At 60.5% G+C, this 16229-nt stretch carries 19 protein-coding genes; 10 read left to right on the forward strand and 9 right to left on the reverse strand.

All coding sequences use genetic code 11. The features are described from left to right. Nucleotides 1-8 precede the first annotated feature (8 nt). A complete protein-coding gene (locus A7D21_RS23645; RefSeq protein ID WP_053258734.1) occupies nt 9-404 on the forward strand; it encodes a DUF3301 domain-containing protein in 396 nt (131 codons plus the stop codon). Here the strand turns inward: A7D21_RS23645 and A7D21_RS23650 are convergent. Genes A7D21_RS23650 through dksA form a run of 4 tightly spaced genes read right to left on the reverse strand, consistent with a single transcriptional unit; the run spans nt 398 to nt 3686 of the window. Further along, entirely contained in the window at nt 398-1360 is a 963-nt protein-coding gene (locus tag A7D21_RS23650) for a GTP-binding protein (protein WP_069552821.1), read from the reverse strand. The genes A7D21_RS23645 and A7D21_RS23650 overlap by 7 nt on opposite strands. Nucleotides 1361-1404: 44 nt before the next feature. Then, nucleotides 1405-2049, reverse strand: coding sequence for a DUF1826 domain-containing protein (locus A7D21_RS23655; protein WP_053258736.1), 645 nt, complete (start codon nt 2047-2049; stop codon nt 1405-1407). Then, a complete protein-coding gene (zigA, locus tag A7D21_RS23660) occupies nt 2049-3254 on the reverse strand; it encodes a zinc metallochaperone GTPase ZigA (protein WP_053258737.1) in 1206 nt (401 codons plus the stop codon). The genes A7D21_RS23655 and zigA overlap by 1 nt, the downstream gene beginning before the upstream one ends. A gap of 27 nt (nt 3255-3281) precedes the next feature. Next, nucleotides 3282-3686, reverse strand: coding sequence for an RNA polymerase-binding protein DksA (gene dksA, locus A7D21_RS23665; protein ID WP_053258738.1), 405 nt, complete (start codon nt 3684-3686; stop codon nt 3282-3284). Between the two features lie 126 nt (nt 3687-3812). On the opposite strand from dksA, the gene A7D21_RS23670 reads away from it, so the two are divergent. Further along, nucleotides 3813-4181, forward strand: coding sequence for a hypothetical protein (locus A7D21_RS23670; protein WP_053258739.1), 369 nt, complete (start codon nt 3813-3815; stop codon nt 4179-4181). On the opposite strand, the gene A7D21_RS23675 is transcribed toward A7D21_RS23670, so the two are convergent. Continuing rightward, nucleotides 4178-5389: an N-acetylmuramoyl-L-alanine amidase gene (locus tag A7D21_RS23675; RefSeq protein WP_069552822.1), complete on the reverse strand. Its 1212-nt coding sequence runs from the start codon at nt 5387-5389 to the stop codon at nt 4178-4180. The genes A7D21_RS23670 and A7D21_RS23675 overlap by 4 nt on opposite strands. A gap of 128 nt (nt 5390-5517) precedes the next feature. Between A7D21_RS23675 and folE2 the strand changes: the two genes are divergently transcribed. Genes folE2 through A7D21_RS23710 form a run of 7 tightly spaced genes read left to right on the forward strand, consistent with a single transcriptional unit; the run spans nt 5518 to nt 11143 of the window. Then, nucleotides 5518-6414, forward strand: a complete 897-nt coding sequence (gene folE2 / locus A7D21_RS23680; RefSeq protein ID WP_053258741.1) for a GTP cyclohydrolase FolE2 — start codon at nt 5518-5520, stop codon at nt 6412-6414. Further along, nucleotides 6411-7079, forward strand: a complete 669-nt coding sequence (locus tag A7D21_RS23685) for a metal ABC transporter ATP-binding protein (RefSeq protein WP_069552823.1) — start codon at nt 6411-6413, stop codon at nt 7077-7079. Before folE2 ends, A7D21_RS23685 begins: the two co-directional genes overlap by 4 nt. After that, a complete protein-coding gene (locus A7D21_RS23690; protein ID WP_069552824.1) occupies nt 7079-7945 on the forward strand; it encodes a metal ABC transporter permease in 867 nt (288 codons plus the stop codon). The genes A7D21_RS23685 and A7D21_RS23690 overlap by 1 nt, the downstream gene beginning before the upstream one ends. An 11-nt stretch (nt 7946-7956) precedes the next feature. Further along, the gene (locus A7D21_RS23695) at nt 7957-8835 is read left to right on the forward strand and encodes a metal ABC transporter substrate-binding protein (RefSeq protein WP_069552825.1); all 879 of its coding nucleotides are present in this window, start codon (nt 7957-7959) and stop codon (nt 8833-8835) included. Continuing rightward, nucleotides 8832-9245, forward strand: a complete 414-nt coding sequence (gene hisI / locus A7D21_RS23700) for a phosphoribosyl-AMP cyclohydrolase (protein WP_053258745.1) — start codon at nt 8832-8834, stop codon at nt 9243-9245. The genes A7D21_RS23695 and hisI overlap by 4 nt, the downstream gene beginning before the upstream one ends. Beyond that, entirely contained in the window at nt 9242-9802 is a 561-nt protein-coding gene (locus A7D21_RS23705) for a DapH/DapD/GlmU-related protein (protein ID WP_069552826.1), read from the forward strand. The genes hisI and A7D21_RS23705 overlap by 4 nt, the downstream gene beginning before the upstream one ends. Before the next feature lie 3 nt (nt 9803-9805). Next, the gene (locus A7D21_RS23710) at nt 9806-11143 is read left to right on the forward strand and encodes a dihydroorotase (protein WP_069552827.1); all 1338 of its coding nucleotides are present in this window, start codon (nt 9806-9808) and stop codon (nt 11141-11143) included. Here the strand turns inward: A7D21_RS23710 and A7D21_RS23715 are convergent. After that, entirely contained in the window at nt 11140-11661 is a 522-nt protein-coding gene (locus A7D21_RS23715) for a DUF3617 domain-containing protein (RefSeq protein WP_053258748.1), read from the reverse strand. The two genes, A7D21_RS23710 and A7D21_RS23715, sit on opposite strands and share 4 nt — an antisense overlap. Before the next feature lie 130 nt (nt 11662-11791). Between A7D21_RS23715 and cls the strand changes: the two genes are divergently transcribed. Further along, nucleotides 11792-13231, forward strand: a complete 1440-nt coding sequence (cls, locus tag A7D21_RS23720) for a cardiolipin synthase (protein ID WP_069552828.1) — start codon at nt 11792-11794, stop codon at nt 13229-13231. Between the two features lie 49 nt (nt 13232-13280). On the opposite strand, the gene cfaB is transcribed toward cls, so the two are convergent. From cfaB to A7D21_RS23735, 3 genes are all read right to left on the reverse strand, one after another. Then, the gene (gene cfaB / locus A7D21_RS23725) at nt 13281-14465 is read right to left on the reverse strand and encodes a C17 cyclopropane fatty acid synthase CfaB (protein ID WP_053258750.1); all 1185 of its coding nucleotides are present in this window, start codon (nt 14463-14465) and stop codon (nt 13281-13283) included. An 87-nt stretch (nt 14466-14552) separates the two neighbouring features. After that, nucleotides 14553-15341 carry a DNA-binding domain-containing protein gene (locus A7D21_RS23730; RefSeq protein ID WP_069552829.1) on the reverse strand — a complete coding sequence of 263 codons (789 nt, stop codon included), beginning with the start codon at nt 15339-15341 and terminating at the stop codon, nt 14553-14555. Next, nucleotides 15332-16177, reverse strand: a complete 846-nt coding sequence (locus A7D21_RS23735) for a DUF692 domain-containing protein (RefSeq protein ID WP_053258752.1) — start codon at nt 16175-16177, stop codon at nt 15332-15334. Before A7D21_RS23735 ends, A7D21_RS23730 begins: the two co-directional genes overlap by 10 nt. Between the last annotated feature and the right edge of the window lie 52 nt (nt 16178-16229).

The following is a 16229-nucleotide window of genomic DNA, read 5'->3' on the forward strand; positions in this document are numbered from 1 at the left end:
TTCATCGCATGCTGACCCTGGGAAACATCTTTGTGTTGATGCTGCTGGCGACTGGCGCCGCTTGGGTGTGGCACAACCACGGCCTGCGCGAGCGGGCGCTGGAGCGGGTCAAGCAGCATTGCGCCAAGCTCGATATCGAACTGCTCGACGGTGCGGTGGCTTTAAAACGCATCGGTTTTGTGAGGGATGCCAAGGGTCGTCGGCGCCTGGCACGTATCTATAACTTTGAGTTCACCGTGACCGGCGAAACCCGCCATCCCGGGACTATCACCCAGTTCGGCGCCCACAGCGCGCAGATTGAACTGGCGCCCTACCCGTTCGAGATCAAGACGCCGCTGCCCAGCGCGGAAGTGATCGAGCTAAGCCAGTGGCGCCAGGACCACGCCACCAAGACGCGTCACTGACGACAGGCGGCCAGCGCGCTCTGCAATGCGACTACGTCCTGTGGCTCGCTGAAAATCAATTCAATGCGCGAGTCGCGCCGCCATTCGCTGGGTTGCCAAGCCAGTGGGCTGTTATCCACAGCGTTGGCGCTGACCCATCCATGGCCGCTGTGGATAACCAGTTTGGCGCGGCGCCACGCAAGGCTTGTGAGCCAATGGTCCAGGCGCCCGGTGTCGAATTGCTGGCTCGGGTGCCAGCGCCACCCGATGCTCCAGCCTCCCTCTTGAGCCTGGCTCAGGCAGATGGGCAGTGTCGGATCGCTCCAGATGGCTGGCATCTGCGCCACGCCGCTGGGCACCTCAACGTTATCCACAGCGGCGCCGGCTTGAGTGTGGAGGCCCGGCAACCGCGCCAGCGGCAAGTGTGCCTGGCGGGTCCAGTGCAGCGGGCAGTCGGGTAATAGGCGTTCGACGGCTTGGCGCTGCGCGGTATCCAGCGTTTCGTCCTTGTTCAACACCAGCAACCCGGCGCTGGCCAAGGCCTCGCGCTGCGCTGGCGGCAAAGGTTTGCCCGCCGCCAATGCCTGGGCATCCAGCACCAACACACAGGGCTGGACTGCCAGCACGTGTTGCCAGGGCGCCTCACGTAATTGCTTGAGCAACTGCGCGGGATGGCCCAAACCCGAGGGCTCGATAAACAACCGGTCCGGTTTAGCCTTACGCAACAAGCGGCCCAGGCCTACCTGGAACGGTGCGCCGTTCACACAGCACAAACAGCCACCGGCGACTTCACCCAAGGCAATGCCATCATCGTCCTGAGTGAGTAACGCCGCATCCAGACCAATCTGCCCGAATTCATTGATCAGTACCGCCCAGCGCTCGTTGGCCGGGCGTTGCGCCAGCAGGTGCTTGATCAGGCTGGTCTTGCCGGCGCCCAGCGGCCCGGCAATCACGTGGGTGGGAATGTTCTGCAGCATGAGGGGCATCATTCAGACCATATAGAGAGCTTGATCCTACCCGGTTATGCCAGCCAATCCAGCGTCAGGATCAACCGTCGCTCATCGGCTTTGAGTGCGGGCGAGCGATGGATCAGGCCGTGGCCTTCGTTGCCGTGCCACTTGGTGCCCTTGAGCAAGGCCACTTCGCCACAGTGGATTTGCTCAATGCGCTCAGTCGGTTCGGCATCCGGTTGGCTCAGTTTTCGGCGGTCCATCACCCCTTCGCGCAACCACTGACTACCGACTCCGGCATAGGTGGTAATCAACCGAACGGGCACATGGTCAACGTGAAAACGTGGGCACATGGCTTTGTCCAACAGCCGCAAACGCACGCCTATACGCTTGGCACCGAGCAGGCAGGCGAACGCGCTGACCAGCCACGACACATCGGCGATAAACCCTTCATAGCCTTCAAGATCACGACAACTGGACGCCAAACCCTGCAAGTTCGGCTCAGCGTCGTCCTGGTTAAGCTCGATCACCAGGGCATCGGCCAACGGTTCATTGAGCGCCACCAGCAAGGCGCCGAACTCGGCAATATGATGGGGCAACTGGCGCTGCCATAACGCCAGATTTACGCCGTCTTCCAGGATATCGGACAGTGCCAGCGGGGTTTCACCGTGGGTCTGACGTATCACGGGACGCAGGGGAATAACCGGTGCCAACATCACGCGACCTCTTCATACCAAGGGCCAAAGGGGTCGGCCAGCAGGCGCCAACTGTCGACACCCAGGGCCATTTCTTCATCCGTGAGCAAACAGGCGTCCAGCTCGGCGCGCATCTGGCTGAAGTCGATGTTTTGCCCGATAAACACCAGTTCCTGGCGGCAATCGCCGGTGCTCAGCTGCCAGTTGCCCATGATCGCTGCCACGCTTTCTTCGTCCTGAGGCCATTGGCTTTTCGGCACAAAACGCCACCAGCGCCCAGCAAAACCATGGCGCATCAACCCTCCGGCCTGGGACCAACTGCCCGCATCCTGGTGCTTGCTGGCCAGCCAGAAAAAGCCTTTGGAGCGCAGCAGTTTGCCGTTTACCCACGGACGGTCGATGAAGTTGAAAAAGCGCTGCGGATGAAATGGCCGGCGCGCACGATAAGCCGTGGAAGCGATGCCGTATTCTTGCGTTTCCGGTACATGTTCACCGCGCAATTCCTGCAACCAGCCCGGGGCCTGGGCGGCGCGTTCGAAGTCGAAGCGGCCGGTGTTCAGGATCTTGTTCAGCGGCACCTCACCCATGACCATCGGGATGATTTCTGCCTGGGCGTTGAGGCGCTCGAGGATGGCCATCAGTTCTTCGCGCTCGCAGCTGCTGATCAGGTCGATCTTGCTGATCAGGATCACGTCGGCGAACTCGATCTGCTCGATCAACAGGTCGGTGATCGAGCGTTCATCGTCTTCGCCGAGGGTTTCGCCGCGTGAGGCCAGGCTTTCAGCGGCTTGGTAGTCGAGCAGGAAGTTCATGCCATCCACCACGGTGACCATGGTGTCCAGACGCGCGATATCGGCCAGGCTCTGCTCGTTTTCATCTCGGAAGGTGAATGTTTCGGCCACCGGCAATGGCTCGGAAATGCCAGTGGATTCGATCAACAGGTAATCGAACCGACCTTCCTTGGCGAGTTTTCCGACCTCTTCCAGCAAGTCCTCACGCAAGGTGCAGCAGATGCAGCCGTTGCTCATTTCTACCAGTTTTTCTTCGGAGCGGTTCAGGGTGACATCACGCTGAACCTCACTGCCATCGATATTGATTTCGCTCATGTCGTTGACGATCACCGCCACCCGCAGGTTTTCGCGGTTACGCAGGACGTAATTGAGCAGCGTGCTTTTACCGGCGCCGAGAAAACCGGACAACACGGTAACGGGGAGACGATCGGGCATCAGGTATTCCTCATCAGGGTTGGCCGGTCAAATCGCCCGTCGATGGCGTTCGCGCAGCTCTTCACGTTCTTTGGCTTCGATACACAAGGTTGCGGTGGGGCGCAGTAGCAAGCGTTGCAGACCAATCGATTCGCCGGTGTCACGGCACCAGCCGTACTCGCCGCGGGCCAGCAATTCGAGGGCGTCGTCGATCTTGTCCAACAGCTTCTTTTCCCGCTCTAACAGACGCAGTTGCCACTGGCGCTGTTCTTCGGCGCTGCCCATGTCGGCCGGGTCGCTGTTGGTTTCCTGCTCACGCAGCGCCAGGAACTCGCCCTCGATGCGCGCCTGCAGCTCAGTACGCTGGGCAAGCAGCAGTTCACGGAAGAACCGTTGCTGGGCTTCATTCATGTAGTCGGCGGGCGGTTGGGCCAGGAGGTCTTGTTCAGTCATGGGAAGCGGGTCACGGGTCAGGCTGTGTTTTTATGTTATAGTATAACAACACAAATAAGCCAATCCGACTTGCTCACCACGACGAAGGGCGCAATGCTTGAGCCCTTCCTTACCCCGAGAATCGCCATGAAACGCCTGTTGTGCGCCCTGTTATTGGCAGCGGCAGGACCTGCCTGCGCTCAACCGCCAAGCCTGTTGGCAAACTGCACGCGCAGCGCCAACCTGCTGGCCTGCGTGGACCCGCTGGGGAACGCCTACAGCGTGGCGACCGTGGGCAGCACCACGTACTTGCGAGGGTTCGAGGTGATCGGCAAACGCTACTGGGCACAAACCAACAGCCGCTATGGGCAGTTGACGTTCTTTACTGGGTTAGCGTCCGACGGAGAGGCGTGGGTCGGCTACACACGGCGCGTGGGCTGGACCACCCTCAACCGGTTTTCCAGCTCAGGTGGTGCCAGTGCCAAGTTCACGTGCAGCCGTATGACCGGCTGTTAGACCTGGCCGTTCTTCTGCTCTTGAACCCAGGCCATGTAGCTGTTCATCGGAGGGTTCTTTTCGAAGTATTTTTTCAGCCCCTCAAACAGACCATCCGCCACCGCCTTTTGATGACGCGCAGTCACCAACCGCTGGGCGTCCTGGGTATTAGAGATAAACCCGGTCTCGACCAGAATAGAGGGGACGTCCGGTGATTTAAGTACCGCAAAGCCAGCCTGCTCCACGCGTTTCTGGTGCAGCGTGGTGATGCTTTGCAGGCTGCCCAACACTGAGCTGCCCAGCTGCAGGCTGGAAGCGATGGTGGCGTTCATCGACATATCGAGAATCACCCCGGCCAACATCGGGTCCTTGTCCTTGAGATTGAGCAAGGTTGTGGCACCCAGCAGGTCCGCGCCGTTTTCGCGCTGCGCCATGAAGCGCGCCGTGGCGGAAGTTGCGCCACCTTCAGACAACGCATACACCGAGGCCCCGGACGCCGACAGTCGTGGCGCGGCGTCTGCATGCACCGAGATAAACATATCGGCCTTGTGCTGGTGGGCAATGTCCACACGCTTGCGCAGCGGCACGAAGAAGTCATCGTTGCGCACCAGTTTCACGTCAAAGCCCTTCTCACGCTTCAAACGTTTGGCCAGTAATTGGGCGATGGACAGCACCACGTCCTTTTCGCGCTGGCCCCTGGAGCCGATGGCGCCAGGGTCTTTGCCGCCGTGGCCGGGGTCAACCACCACGATGATGTCGCGCTTGGGATGTGCTTTATCGACCGGCGCAACCAGAGGCGGCGGTTCCGCTGCGATTTGGCGAGGGGCATGAGTGGCGTTGGTCAGGTCGAGCACCAGGCGATGACCTTGGCCATCCTGGGGCGGCAATAGAAAGCTGTTGAGCTGCATCGGCGTGGCCAGTTCCAGCACGATGCGTGTGTCGCCTTTGCCGAAATGCCCGGAGCGGATTGAAGTAATCCCGCTGTTCTTCAACGCCAACTGAGAAAAATCCCCCGACAGCCCGGCGCCGCTCAGATCGATGATCAACCGTTCCGGAGAGGTCAGGGAAAAGGTCTTGTATTGCACCGGGCCGCTGAGGTCGAACACCAAGCGTAATTTATCGTCCGAGCGCCACAGGCGCGCATTGCGGATCTGCGTGGCGTAGGCCCCCAAAGGCAAGGTGAACAGGGGACTGAGCAGCAGCAGGTTGAGGAGCTGACGTCTGTGCATGACATATACCGCAAATAGAGGAGCGTCCTTGCTCGACATGACTGAAGAAAGGCGGGTGCAGAAAAATCATCGTCGATTCAATAGTTATAATATAACATGTCTTTTTATTTCCAACGATGGACCTGCCCATGAATGCGCTGACTCTGCCGGATATTGCCGCGCAGGCTTCACGCCAAGCCGTGCCACTCGACTGGGTAGGCATGTGTGGCATTGCCCTGCCGATCCTCATCGACGGCCAACGCTTGAGCGCCACTGCCGATGCGGGCGTCAGCCTGGACGATGGCGAGGCCCGTGGCATTCATATGTCACGCCTGTACCTGGCCCTGGAAATGCTCGACCAACAGCCTCTGACGCCTGCGCTTCTGCGTACTCTACTTGAGCGCTTTCTTGAGAGTCATGAAGGTTTATCTAAGAACGCCTACCTGCGTATCCACACCGACTTATTGCTCAAACGCCCCGCGCTGGTCAGTCCATTAGCTGGCTGGAAAGGCTACCCGGTGTGCATCGAAGCACGCCTGGAAAACCAGATGTTCCACGTGGAACTAAAAATTGACGTTACTTACTCGTCAACCTGCCCGTGCTCGGCCGCGCTCGCCAGGCAGTTGATTCAACAGCAATTTCTCGAAGATTTCGCCAACACGCCGTTGCAGCACGAGGATGTGCTGACCTGGCTCGGCAGCGCCAATGGCATCGTCGCCACGCCTCATAGCCAACGAAGCAGCGCAGAGTTGTCGATCCAACTGGACGCCAATCAGTCCACCTTGCCGCTTACCGACCTGATCGATGATGTCGAGGCCGCCCTCGGCACTGCCGTGCAAACCGCTGTGAAACGTGCGGATGAACAAGCCTTCGCTTTGGCCAATGGGCAGAACCTGATGTTCTGCGAAGACGCCGCTCGCCGACTGAACCTCGCCTTGAAACGCTCGGATGCCGTCAAAGCCTTCCACCTCAAAGTGATCCACGCCGAAAGCCTGCACGCGCACGATGCCGTGGCTGAAAGCCGCTGGACGAGAGACTCTGCATGATCACCTGCAACGCTTTGCGCTGGGGTGCCCCCGGGCAACCGCTCACACCGGCGCTGGATTTGACGCTGGAAAAAGGCAGCCTCACCGGCATCATCGGCGCCAACGGCACAGGCAAGAGCAGCCTGCTCAAAGTCATTGCCGGCCTGCAAAAACCGTTGGCAGGCACTGTCAGCGTGGAGGTTCCACGCCGTGGCGGCTTGTCATTCCTGCCGCAGCAGCAACACCTGGACCGGCAGTTTCCGATCAGCCTGCAAGCGCTGGTCGCCGCCGGTTTCTGGGGCACCAAACTCACCCCGGAACAACGCAGCCAACGCCTGCAAGCGGTGCTGGAAGAATGGTGCCTCAGTGGTTTGGAACACCGCCCATTGATGGCGCTGTCCGGCGGCGAACTGCAACGTGCCCTGCTCGCGCGCATGAGCCTGGCCGAAGCGCCGGTCCTGCTACTCGACGAACCTCACGCCGCCCTCGACGAAGAAGGCCAGGCACTCTGCTGGAAACACATCCACGCCTGGCACGACGCAGGCCGCACGCTGATCGTCGTCTGTCATGACTTGGCGTCGGTGCGTCAGCACACCCAGCAAGTGGTGCAGATCAAAAGCACCGGCTGCCTGTTCGGGCCCAGCAAAGAGCTGATCCGCCCGCAACCGCACATGCAGGTGGCTTGATGCACTTCACCGCCCACCTGTGGATGCCGTTCCTCGACTTCGTATTTATGCGCCGCGCGCTCATCGGCGGGCTGGTGCTTGCGTGCAGCACCGCGCCGCTGGGCGTGTTCCTGATCCTGCGCCGCATGAGCCTGATCGGTGACGCCGTTGCCCATGGCATCCTGCCCGGCGCCGCACTGGGCTTCTGGTTCGCCGGCCTCAGCCTGCCCGCCCTGACCATCGGCGGCCTTGGCGCAGGCCTGAGCATGGCCGGCGTGTCAGCCTGGATCACCCGCCGTACCGGCCTGCGCGAAGACGCCAGCCTCGCCGCCATTTATCCCATCTCCCTGGCAGCGGGCGTGCTGATCCTGGGCATCGCCGGCAAGCGTCTGGACCTCTTGCACCTGCTGTTCGGCTCAGCCCTGGCAGTGGATGAGACCACCCTGACCGGCATGCTCTGGGTGTCCGGCTTCAGCCTGATCGCCATGGCGCTGATCTACAAACCGCTGCTGCTGGACACTCTTGACCCGCTGTTCCTGCAAACCGTCAGCCGCCTGGGCCCACTCGCCCACGGCTTATTTCTGACGTTGGTGGTGCTGAACCTGGTGATTGGTTTCCAGGCCATCGGCGCGTTAATGGTGGTGGGTTTGATGATGTTGCCGGCCATTGCTTCACGCTTCTGGAGCCGGCGCCTGCCGGTGTTGATCGCGGTATCGGCAGTGCTGGGATGCCTGTCGGTGTGGTTGGGTTTGTTGCTGTCGTTCTACTACTCGCTACCCAGCGGCCCGGCGATTGTGCTGGTGGCTGGCGGCGGGTATTTGCTGTCCGTGGTCTTCGGTCCGGTGCACGGCTTGCTGCGCCGCCCGCCCTTGCTTACATCCCAATGAGGTGTTTTCCGATGCGCGCTCTACTCGTGCTGTTCAGCATTCTGCTGCCATTGTCGATGGCTCAGGCCGCCGACAAACTTCAAGTGGTTACCAGCTTCAGCATTCTCGATGACATCACCCACCAGATCGGTGGCGAGCACATCCAGATCAGCAACATGGTCGGCCCGGACGCCGACGCCCATACCTACGAACCGACACCGGATGACGCCAAGGCGCTGCTCAAGGCCAAGGTCATCATCAAGAACGGCCTCGGCTTCGAACCCTGGCTGGACCGCCTGGTCACCAGCACCGAAACCAAAGCCACTGTGGTCACCGCCAGCAAAGGCGTGATCTCCCACACCATGGAAGAAGACGGCGAAACCATTCCCGATCCGCACGCCTGGCACAACCTGGCCAACGCCGAAATCTATGTGAACAACATCACCAAGGCGCTGGTGGCCGCTGACCCGGCCAACAAGGCCGACTACCTGCGCAACAGCCAAGCGTACCTGAAAGAAATCTACCGCCTGCTGGCCGAAGCCAAAACCAAGTTCGGTGCATTGCCGCCTGGCAACCGCCGCATCGTTACCTCCCATGATGCCTTCGGTTACCTGGGCCAGGCCTACGGCATCCAGTTCCTGGCGCCACAAGGGCTGTCGACCGAGCGTGAACCCTCAGCGGCCGAAGTCGCTGCGCTGATCACCCAGATCCGCAAGGACAAGGTCAAAGCCGTGTTCATGGAAAACATCAAGGACTCGCGCCTGCTCAAGCAAATCGCTGACGAAAGCGGCGCGCAGATCGGCGGCACGCTGTACTCCGACGCCCTCGCTGCCGAAGGCCCGGCCAGCACCTTCACCGGTCTGTTCGAGTACAACCTCAACACCCTGTGCGCCGCCCTGAGCAAGCCATGACCTTGAGCATGCGCGACCTGGAAGGGGCTGCCATTGGCAGCCGCTTTCCACTCGAGCCGGTACTCAACGCCCTGCCGTGGAACAGCGATGGCCTGATTGCCGCCATCGTCCAGCAACACGGCAGCGGCCAGGTGTTGATGCTGGCCTGGATGAACCGCCAGGCCCTCGATGAAACCCTGGCCACAGGGCAGGTCTGCTACTGGTCGCGCTCGCGCCAGCAACTATGGCGCAAAGGCGAAAGCTCCGGCCACTGGCAACAGTTGGTCGAAGCGCGCCTGGATTGCGATGGCGACGCCGTGCTGCTGATTGTCGACCAGCAAGGCCCGGCCTGCCACACCGGCCGGCCCACCTGCTTCTACAACGCCATCGATGGCGCCTACGTTCATATCATTACGGAGCCCGCTGCATGATCCGCAAGAACCCCTCCGGCGATCTGCCGGTGATTGCCGAATCAGCCTACGTCGACAAAACCGCCATCATTTGCGGCAAGGTCATCATCGGCGAGAACGTGTTCGTCGGTCCCTACGCCGTCATCCGCGCCGACGAAGTCGACGCCAGCGGTGCCATGGACCCCATCACCATCGGTGCCAACTCCAATATCCAGGACGGCGTGGTCATCCACTCCAAATCCGGGGCGGCGGTGACCATCGGCGAGTTCACCTCTATCGCGCACCGCTCCATCGTCCACGGCCCCTGCTCCGTCGGCGACCGCGTCTTCATTGGTTTCAACAGCGTGCTGTTCAACTGCGCCGTCGGTGATGGCTGCGTGGTGCGCCATAACTCGGTGGTCGACGGCCGTGACTTGCCCGCCGACTTCTATGTGCCCTCCACCACCCGCATCGGCCCGAACACCGACCTGTCGCAATTCCCGCCGGTGAGTGTCAGTGCCTCGGAGTTTTCCGAAGACGTGGCGCGCACCAACGTCGATCTGGTGCGCGGTTACAAAGCCCTGCAAAACGAGTTCTGAACCATGAGCCGCCTGCTGATTCGCAATGCCCGCCTGGTGAATGAAGGCCAGTTATTCGACGCTGATGTACTGGTCGCCAATGGCCGTATCGAGAAGATCGCTACCAGCCTTGAAGGCTACAACGAACCGGTAGAAATCGACGCCCAAGGCCAATGGCTGCTGCCGGGAATGATTGATGACCAAGTGCACTTTCGCGAACCCGGCGCGCCCGAAAAAGGCAGTTTTTATAGCGAATCCCGCGCCGCAGTGGCGGGTGGCATTACCAGCTTCATGGACATGCCCAACACCCACCCCGCCACACTTAACCTGGAGGCCCTGGCCGATAAAAAGCGCCGCGCCGCGCTGCACTCAGTGGCCAACTACGGCTTTCACTTTGGGGTCAGCAACGACAACCTCGACACGGTCGCCGCCCTGGACCCACGCGAAGTGGCCGGGGTGAAAGTGTTCATGGGCGCCTCCACCGGCAACATGCTGGTGGACGACCCACGGATTCTGGAGCGACTGTTTGCCGAAGTCCCCACCCTCCTGCTTGCTCACTGCGAACACACACCCAGCATCCTGGCCAACGAGCAACGCCTGCGCGAGCGCTTCGGCGAACATATTCCCGCGGTCGCCCACCCGCTGATCCGGGATGCCGAAGCCTGCTATCGCTCATCATCGTTTGCAGTGGAACTGGCCAAGCGTCACGGCACCCGCCTGCACGTGTTGCACCTGACCAGCGCCATCGAGTTGGCGCTGTTCGACGACATTCCCCTTGCCGAAAAGCGCATCACCGCCGAAGTCTGCCTGCACCATCTGCTGTTCGATGACCACGACTATCACCGCCTCGGCCACCAGATCAAATGCAACCCGGCGATCAAGACCCGTGCCGACCGCGACGCCCTGCGCCGTGCCTTGCTGACTGATCGTCTGGATGTGATTGGCAGTGACCATGCGCCGCACACCTGGGCGCAAAAACAGTTGAGCTACCGCGAAGCGCCATCCGGGCTGCCGTTGGTGCAGCACGCGTTGCCGGCGTTATTAGAGTTGGTTGCGGACGGGCTCTTGCCCCTGCCTACCCTGGTGGCCAAGACCAGTCACCGGGTAGCCGACCTGTTCGCCATTCCCGATCGCGGCTACTTGCGCGAAGGCTATTGGGCAGACCTGGTGCTGATCAAACCTGAGCCCGAGGGCAAACCCGTCAACAGCCAGCCCATTCTCGCGCGCTGCGGTTGGACGCCCTTCGCCGAGCGCAGCTTTCGCCACAGCGTCAGCACCACGCTGGTGTCAGGCCACCTGGCGTGGCACAACGGCCAGGTGGTCGACAGTTGCCAGGGCTTGCCCCTGCACTTTCTGCGTTAAGCGCGGGGTTTGACCGTACCGCAATCGTTACCCAGCCACTGAGCGTGGGTGTCCAGGCTGCCCTTCTGCTGAACGCCGGTGGCATTGAAAGTGCCGTTGACGGTCGTGGTGAACTCCTGCTGGCTCTGGAACGTCGCTACACCGGTGCCCTGGGCTTTCGGGCAGCTGAAACGAAACTTCCATTGGTTGCCGGTCTTGTCGGTCACTTGCTGTTTACAGCCCGATTGCGGGTCAGTCAGCGGGATTGAGTCAGAGGCAACCTGGGCCGGCGTGAGGCACACCTGCACGCCTTTACCGGCCATGGTGATGCCCTGTTTTTCGAGCATCGCGCGCTGTTCAGGGGTCATCTGTTGTTTGAGCTGACCGAGGATCAGCGACAGGTCGGGCAAGTCCTGGTTATCCACTTTCATATTACTGGTGGTCAATTCCCACAAGCCCGGCGCCAACATCTGCGCCTGAGCCGCCACGGGCAGCGACAATCCAACAACCATGGCCAAACCAAGCAGGCGAGCATTCATCGGGTAACTCCTGGATAATTGTGGGCGTTAGACGCCGCAAAGCTGCCAGTGTTGCACGACAAATAAAATAGCGACATTCACCGTCGAACATGGTCTGTTAGGCACTTGATTGCCTGGAGTTACGTCGTTCATGGATTTTTTTGGCCCGCACTTGCTCGCCTACTTCATTGCCACGCTGCACTTTCTCGGGACTCTGGCCGCGATTCACGCGGTGCTGACCGTCAGGACCGCCCAAGGCTCAATCGCTTGGGCCCTGTCGCTGATGTTCATGCCTTACCTGACGCTGATTCCGTACCTGATTTTTGGTCGCAGCACCTTCGACGCTTATATCCAGGCGCGTCGCCAGGCCAACCAGGAAATGCACACCGCCATCACCGCGCTGAACTGGCGCCCCTGGGTCGATGAAGCGCTCGCCGCACGCAACTCCAATGCCTATGCGTCCCTGCGTGCCATGCCCAAACTTGGCCGCATGCCATGCCTGGCCAATAACGAAGTACGCTTGCTGATCAATGGCGAGGCGACTTTCAGCGCAATCTTCGACGCTATCCGCACGGCCAAAACGGCGGTGCTGTTCCAGTTTTTCATCATCCATGACGACGAACTCGGCCGCCAACTGCACACCTTGCTCAAGGAGAAGGCCGCCGAAGGCGTAGACATCCACGTGCTCTACGACCGCATCGGCAGCCACGCCCTGCCCTCTCGCTACGTGCAATCGCTGCGCGACGCCGGCGTCAAGGTCAAAGCATTCGCCACCCGCAGCGGCTGGCTCAACCGCTTCCAGGTCAACTTCCGCAACCATCGCAAGATCGTGGTAGTGGACGGCGTTACCGGATTTGTCGGCGGGCATAACGTCGGCGATGAGTACCTGGGCAAAAAGCCGCCGTTGGCGCCATGGCGCGATACCCATGTACAGGTCACCGGCCCGGTCGTGGCCTGCCTGCAGGAATCGTTTGCCGAAGACTGGTTCTGGGCCGCGCGCGAGTTGCCGCCACTGATCCTGCCGGACACTTACCCTGAAGACGGCGTGCTCTGCCAACTGCTCGCCAGTGGCCCGGCTGACCCGTATGAAACCTGCTCGCTGTTTTTCGTCGAAGCGATCCATGCCGCGACCGAGCGGGTGTGGATCACCAGCCCCTATTTCGTGCCCGACGAAGCCGTATTCGCCGCCCTGCGCCTGGCGGTGTTACGCGGGGTGGATGTGCGCCTGCTGCTGCCGTCGCGGCCCGATCACCGCATTGTGTATGCCGCCTCCAGCCTCTACGCCATCGAAGCGGTGCGCGCCGGCGTGCGGGTATTCCGCTATAAGCCGGGCTTCCTGCATCAAAAGGTGGTGTTGGTGGACAGCGAAATCAGCGCCATCGGCAGCGCGAACATGGACAACCGTTCGTTCCGGCTTAATTTCGAAGTGATGCTGCTGACCGTGGACGAGGCGTTTGCCAGCGAAGTGGAACAGATGCTGCTGGACGACTTCGCCGTCGCCCACGAAGTCAGCCAGAAAGAAAGCCGCGAAACCCGCCGCCTGCAACAACTGGGCATGCGAGTCGCGCGGCTTATTTCACCGATTCTCTGACAACCAACACAGAACACATTTACATCTTCTGCGTCTTCGCAGCACTGTTTCAGCGGTAGATATCTTCCCGCGTCCACGGCAGTTCATGGCTGCCATCGGCATGAGGTTTTACTGCCAGGATCTGATGCAGGTTGATCCAGCCACGGGCGAACGCATAGGCACAACCGGCCAGGTACAGCCGCCAAATACGCAACGCTTGCTCCGGCACCATCTTCGCCGCCGCTTCAAGGTTGTCTTCCAGCCGCTCGCTCCAATGGTCCAGCGTGCGCGCGTAATGCAGGCGCAGGCTCTCGACGTCGACCACTTCCAGCCCGACTTCACTGATTTCGGCAGTCATCATCGCCAGATGGGGCAACTCACCGTTGGGGAACACGTAACGCTCGATAAAATCCCCGGCGCCACGGCCGACAGGTCGACCATCCGTGTGCTTGGCAGTGATGCCGTGGTTCATCACCAGGCCGCCTTCACGCACCGCACCAAACAGGGTTTGGCAGTATTGCGCCAGGTTGGCATGGCCAACGTGTTCGAACATGCCCACGCTGACCACTTTGTCGAAACGACCGTCTTGGGGCAGGTCGCGATAGTCGAGCAATTGCAGGTCCACCTGGTCTTCCAGGCCATCCGCTTTGACGCGCTCCCGGGCCAGTGCCAACTGCTCCTTGCTCAGGGTGATACCAAACACTTTGACCCCGAATTCCCGCGCCGCAAAACGCGCCAGCCCGCCCCAGCCACAGCCCACATCCAGCAAATACTCACCCGGTTGCAAGCGCAGCTTGCGGCACAAGTGGCGAAATTTGTCTTGTTGAGCCTGGTCGATGGATTCACTGCCGGTTTCAAAGTAGCCGCAGGAGTACGCCATGTCCTGGTCCAGCCAAAGCTGGTAGAACTCGTTGGACAGGTCGTAATGGTAGGAAATGGCGGCTGCGTCGGTCGCCTTGTCGTGGATCGAGCGCACCGGATGACTTTCCAGGTCGTCTTCGATCAGCGCGTGACTCAACTCGTCACAGACCCGAATGACCTCGGTGATGGAACCCTCAAGCTCCAGTTTGCCTTCGACGAACGCTTCACCCAATGAGTCGAGCGTTGGATGGGTCAGCATGGAAACCGCCGTGGGGTCCTTCACCACGATGGTCACACTGGGCTCAGGGCCCAAGTTGAATTCATGGCCATCCCAGAGTCGAAGACGAAGCGGTAGCTTTAGATTCTGTAAGGCCGGTGGAAGTGGCGCGAGCATGAGTAGTCCCCCCTTGTTTCAGACGTCTGGAATGAGGGTAGACCATCCAAAGACAAAGTAGGGGGCTATCGAATCGATAGCGCCGCTCTACTGCGCCCGAAACTCGAGCAAACCGTCTTGGACCCACTGTTTCAGCCACGTCACCGCTTGCAGCGCTGCACCCTCTTTATAAGTGACTGCCAACTCTGCGCACAGTTCTGAAAAGCGCCAGCCGGTGGCGACCATGCCTGCCAGTGCGCAGGCTTCGGCGGGTTCCAGGCTGCGGTAGTGGCACACGTTCTGGTGGCGCCATACCAGGCAAATCTGCGCGACCTCCAGTGCATGGCTGCCGGGGAAGTCCGACTCATCCTTACTCGCTCGCCAAATCGCCACGGTATTGAACTGGCAGAGCATCTGCTGCACGCAAGGCGCCAGGGCTACCTGCAAACCCGGCCAGGCTTCGGGTGGCAGTTGCGCCATATCATTAAGGGTCAGCGGCTCACCCTGCGGCGCATCAAACGCCAGGGTAAAGGCCCACTCCAACCGCGCCAGTTCAGCCAGCGGGGCGCTCTGCTCAGCCACCAGGTGCTCAACAATGAACGCCGGGAACCGCTCACCCAACCAACGCAGGCTGTAATGAGCGGACGGATAACGTCGCACATAGGCCTGTGTCAATAACGCGAACTCATCATCCCCCAGCCAATACCAGATGGCGCCGAAATCATGGCGCAACACTTCCTGCAACCGCGACACGTAGGCGTTGTGATAAATCGCCAGCCCCGTGTCGACATCCAGGGTCGGGCCGCCGAGCAAAGTGGCGGCGAAACCCCGGTTGGCCACCGTCGTTTCGGATAGCAGATGCTGCTCAAAGGCCAACTGCCAATCGGTCAGGCGCATAGCGACCTCCGGGCCAGCGCGGTAGCCCCCAGTTCACGGGCCTTGCTCAGCTCGGCAAGCAGTTCTTCGAACGGCGGGAAATGATCATCGCGCTCCAACAGCGTCGACACCGGCCCCAAATGCTCAAGTGTCTGTTGATAGAGCGCCCACACCGGATCGCACACCGGATGGTCATGGGTATCGACCACATAATCGCCGTAGTCCATATGCCCGGCCAAATGCAGTTGGCGAATACTCTCGGGCGGCAGGCTGCGGATAAACGTCCACGCATCGAACCCGTGATTGCGCGAACTGACATACACATTGTTGACGTCCAGCAGCAACTGGCACCCAGTGAGGTGCGCCAAGGCATTGAGGAATTCCCACTCAGTGAATTCGTCCGCCTTGGAGCGTACATAGCTGGAGACATTTTCCAGCACCAACGGACGCTGCAACACGTCCTGCACTTGGCGCACACGGCCGGCCACGTGGTAGAGACTTTCTTCGGTGTAAGGCAATGGCAGCAAATCGTGCAACTGATGCGCGCTACCGCGACTCCAGCACAAGTGATCTGAAATCCACGCGGGTTGAATGCGCTCGGCGAGCTGTTTGATGTGTTTCAGGTAATCGGTATCGAGGGCATGGGGCCCACCGATGGACAGGGACACACCGTGCATCACCAGGGGATAGCGCTCGGCTATCGCGTCCAGGTAGTACAAGGCTTTGCCGCCCTGGACCAGATAATTCTCGGAGATCACTTCGAACCAATCCACGGCCGGCGACTGTTCAAGGATCTGCTGGTAATACTCACTGCGTAAACCCAGGCCGTAGCCCAGATTGGGAAAGGAAGCGGACATACGACAACTCCTGGGCAAAGTGTCCGCAGCGGCAGGGGGCGTCCGCTGCGGT

It is taken from the genome of Pseudomonas sp. AP19 (genome assembly GCF_001728855.1).
GTDB classification, from domain to species: Bacteria; Pseudomonadota; Gammaproteobacteria; order Pseudomonadales; family Pseudomonadaceae; genus Aquipseudomonas; species Aquipseudomonas fluorescens.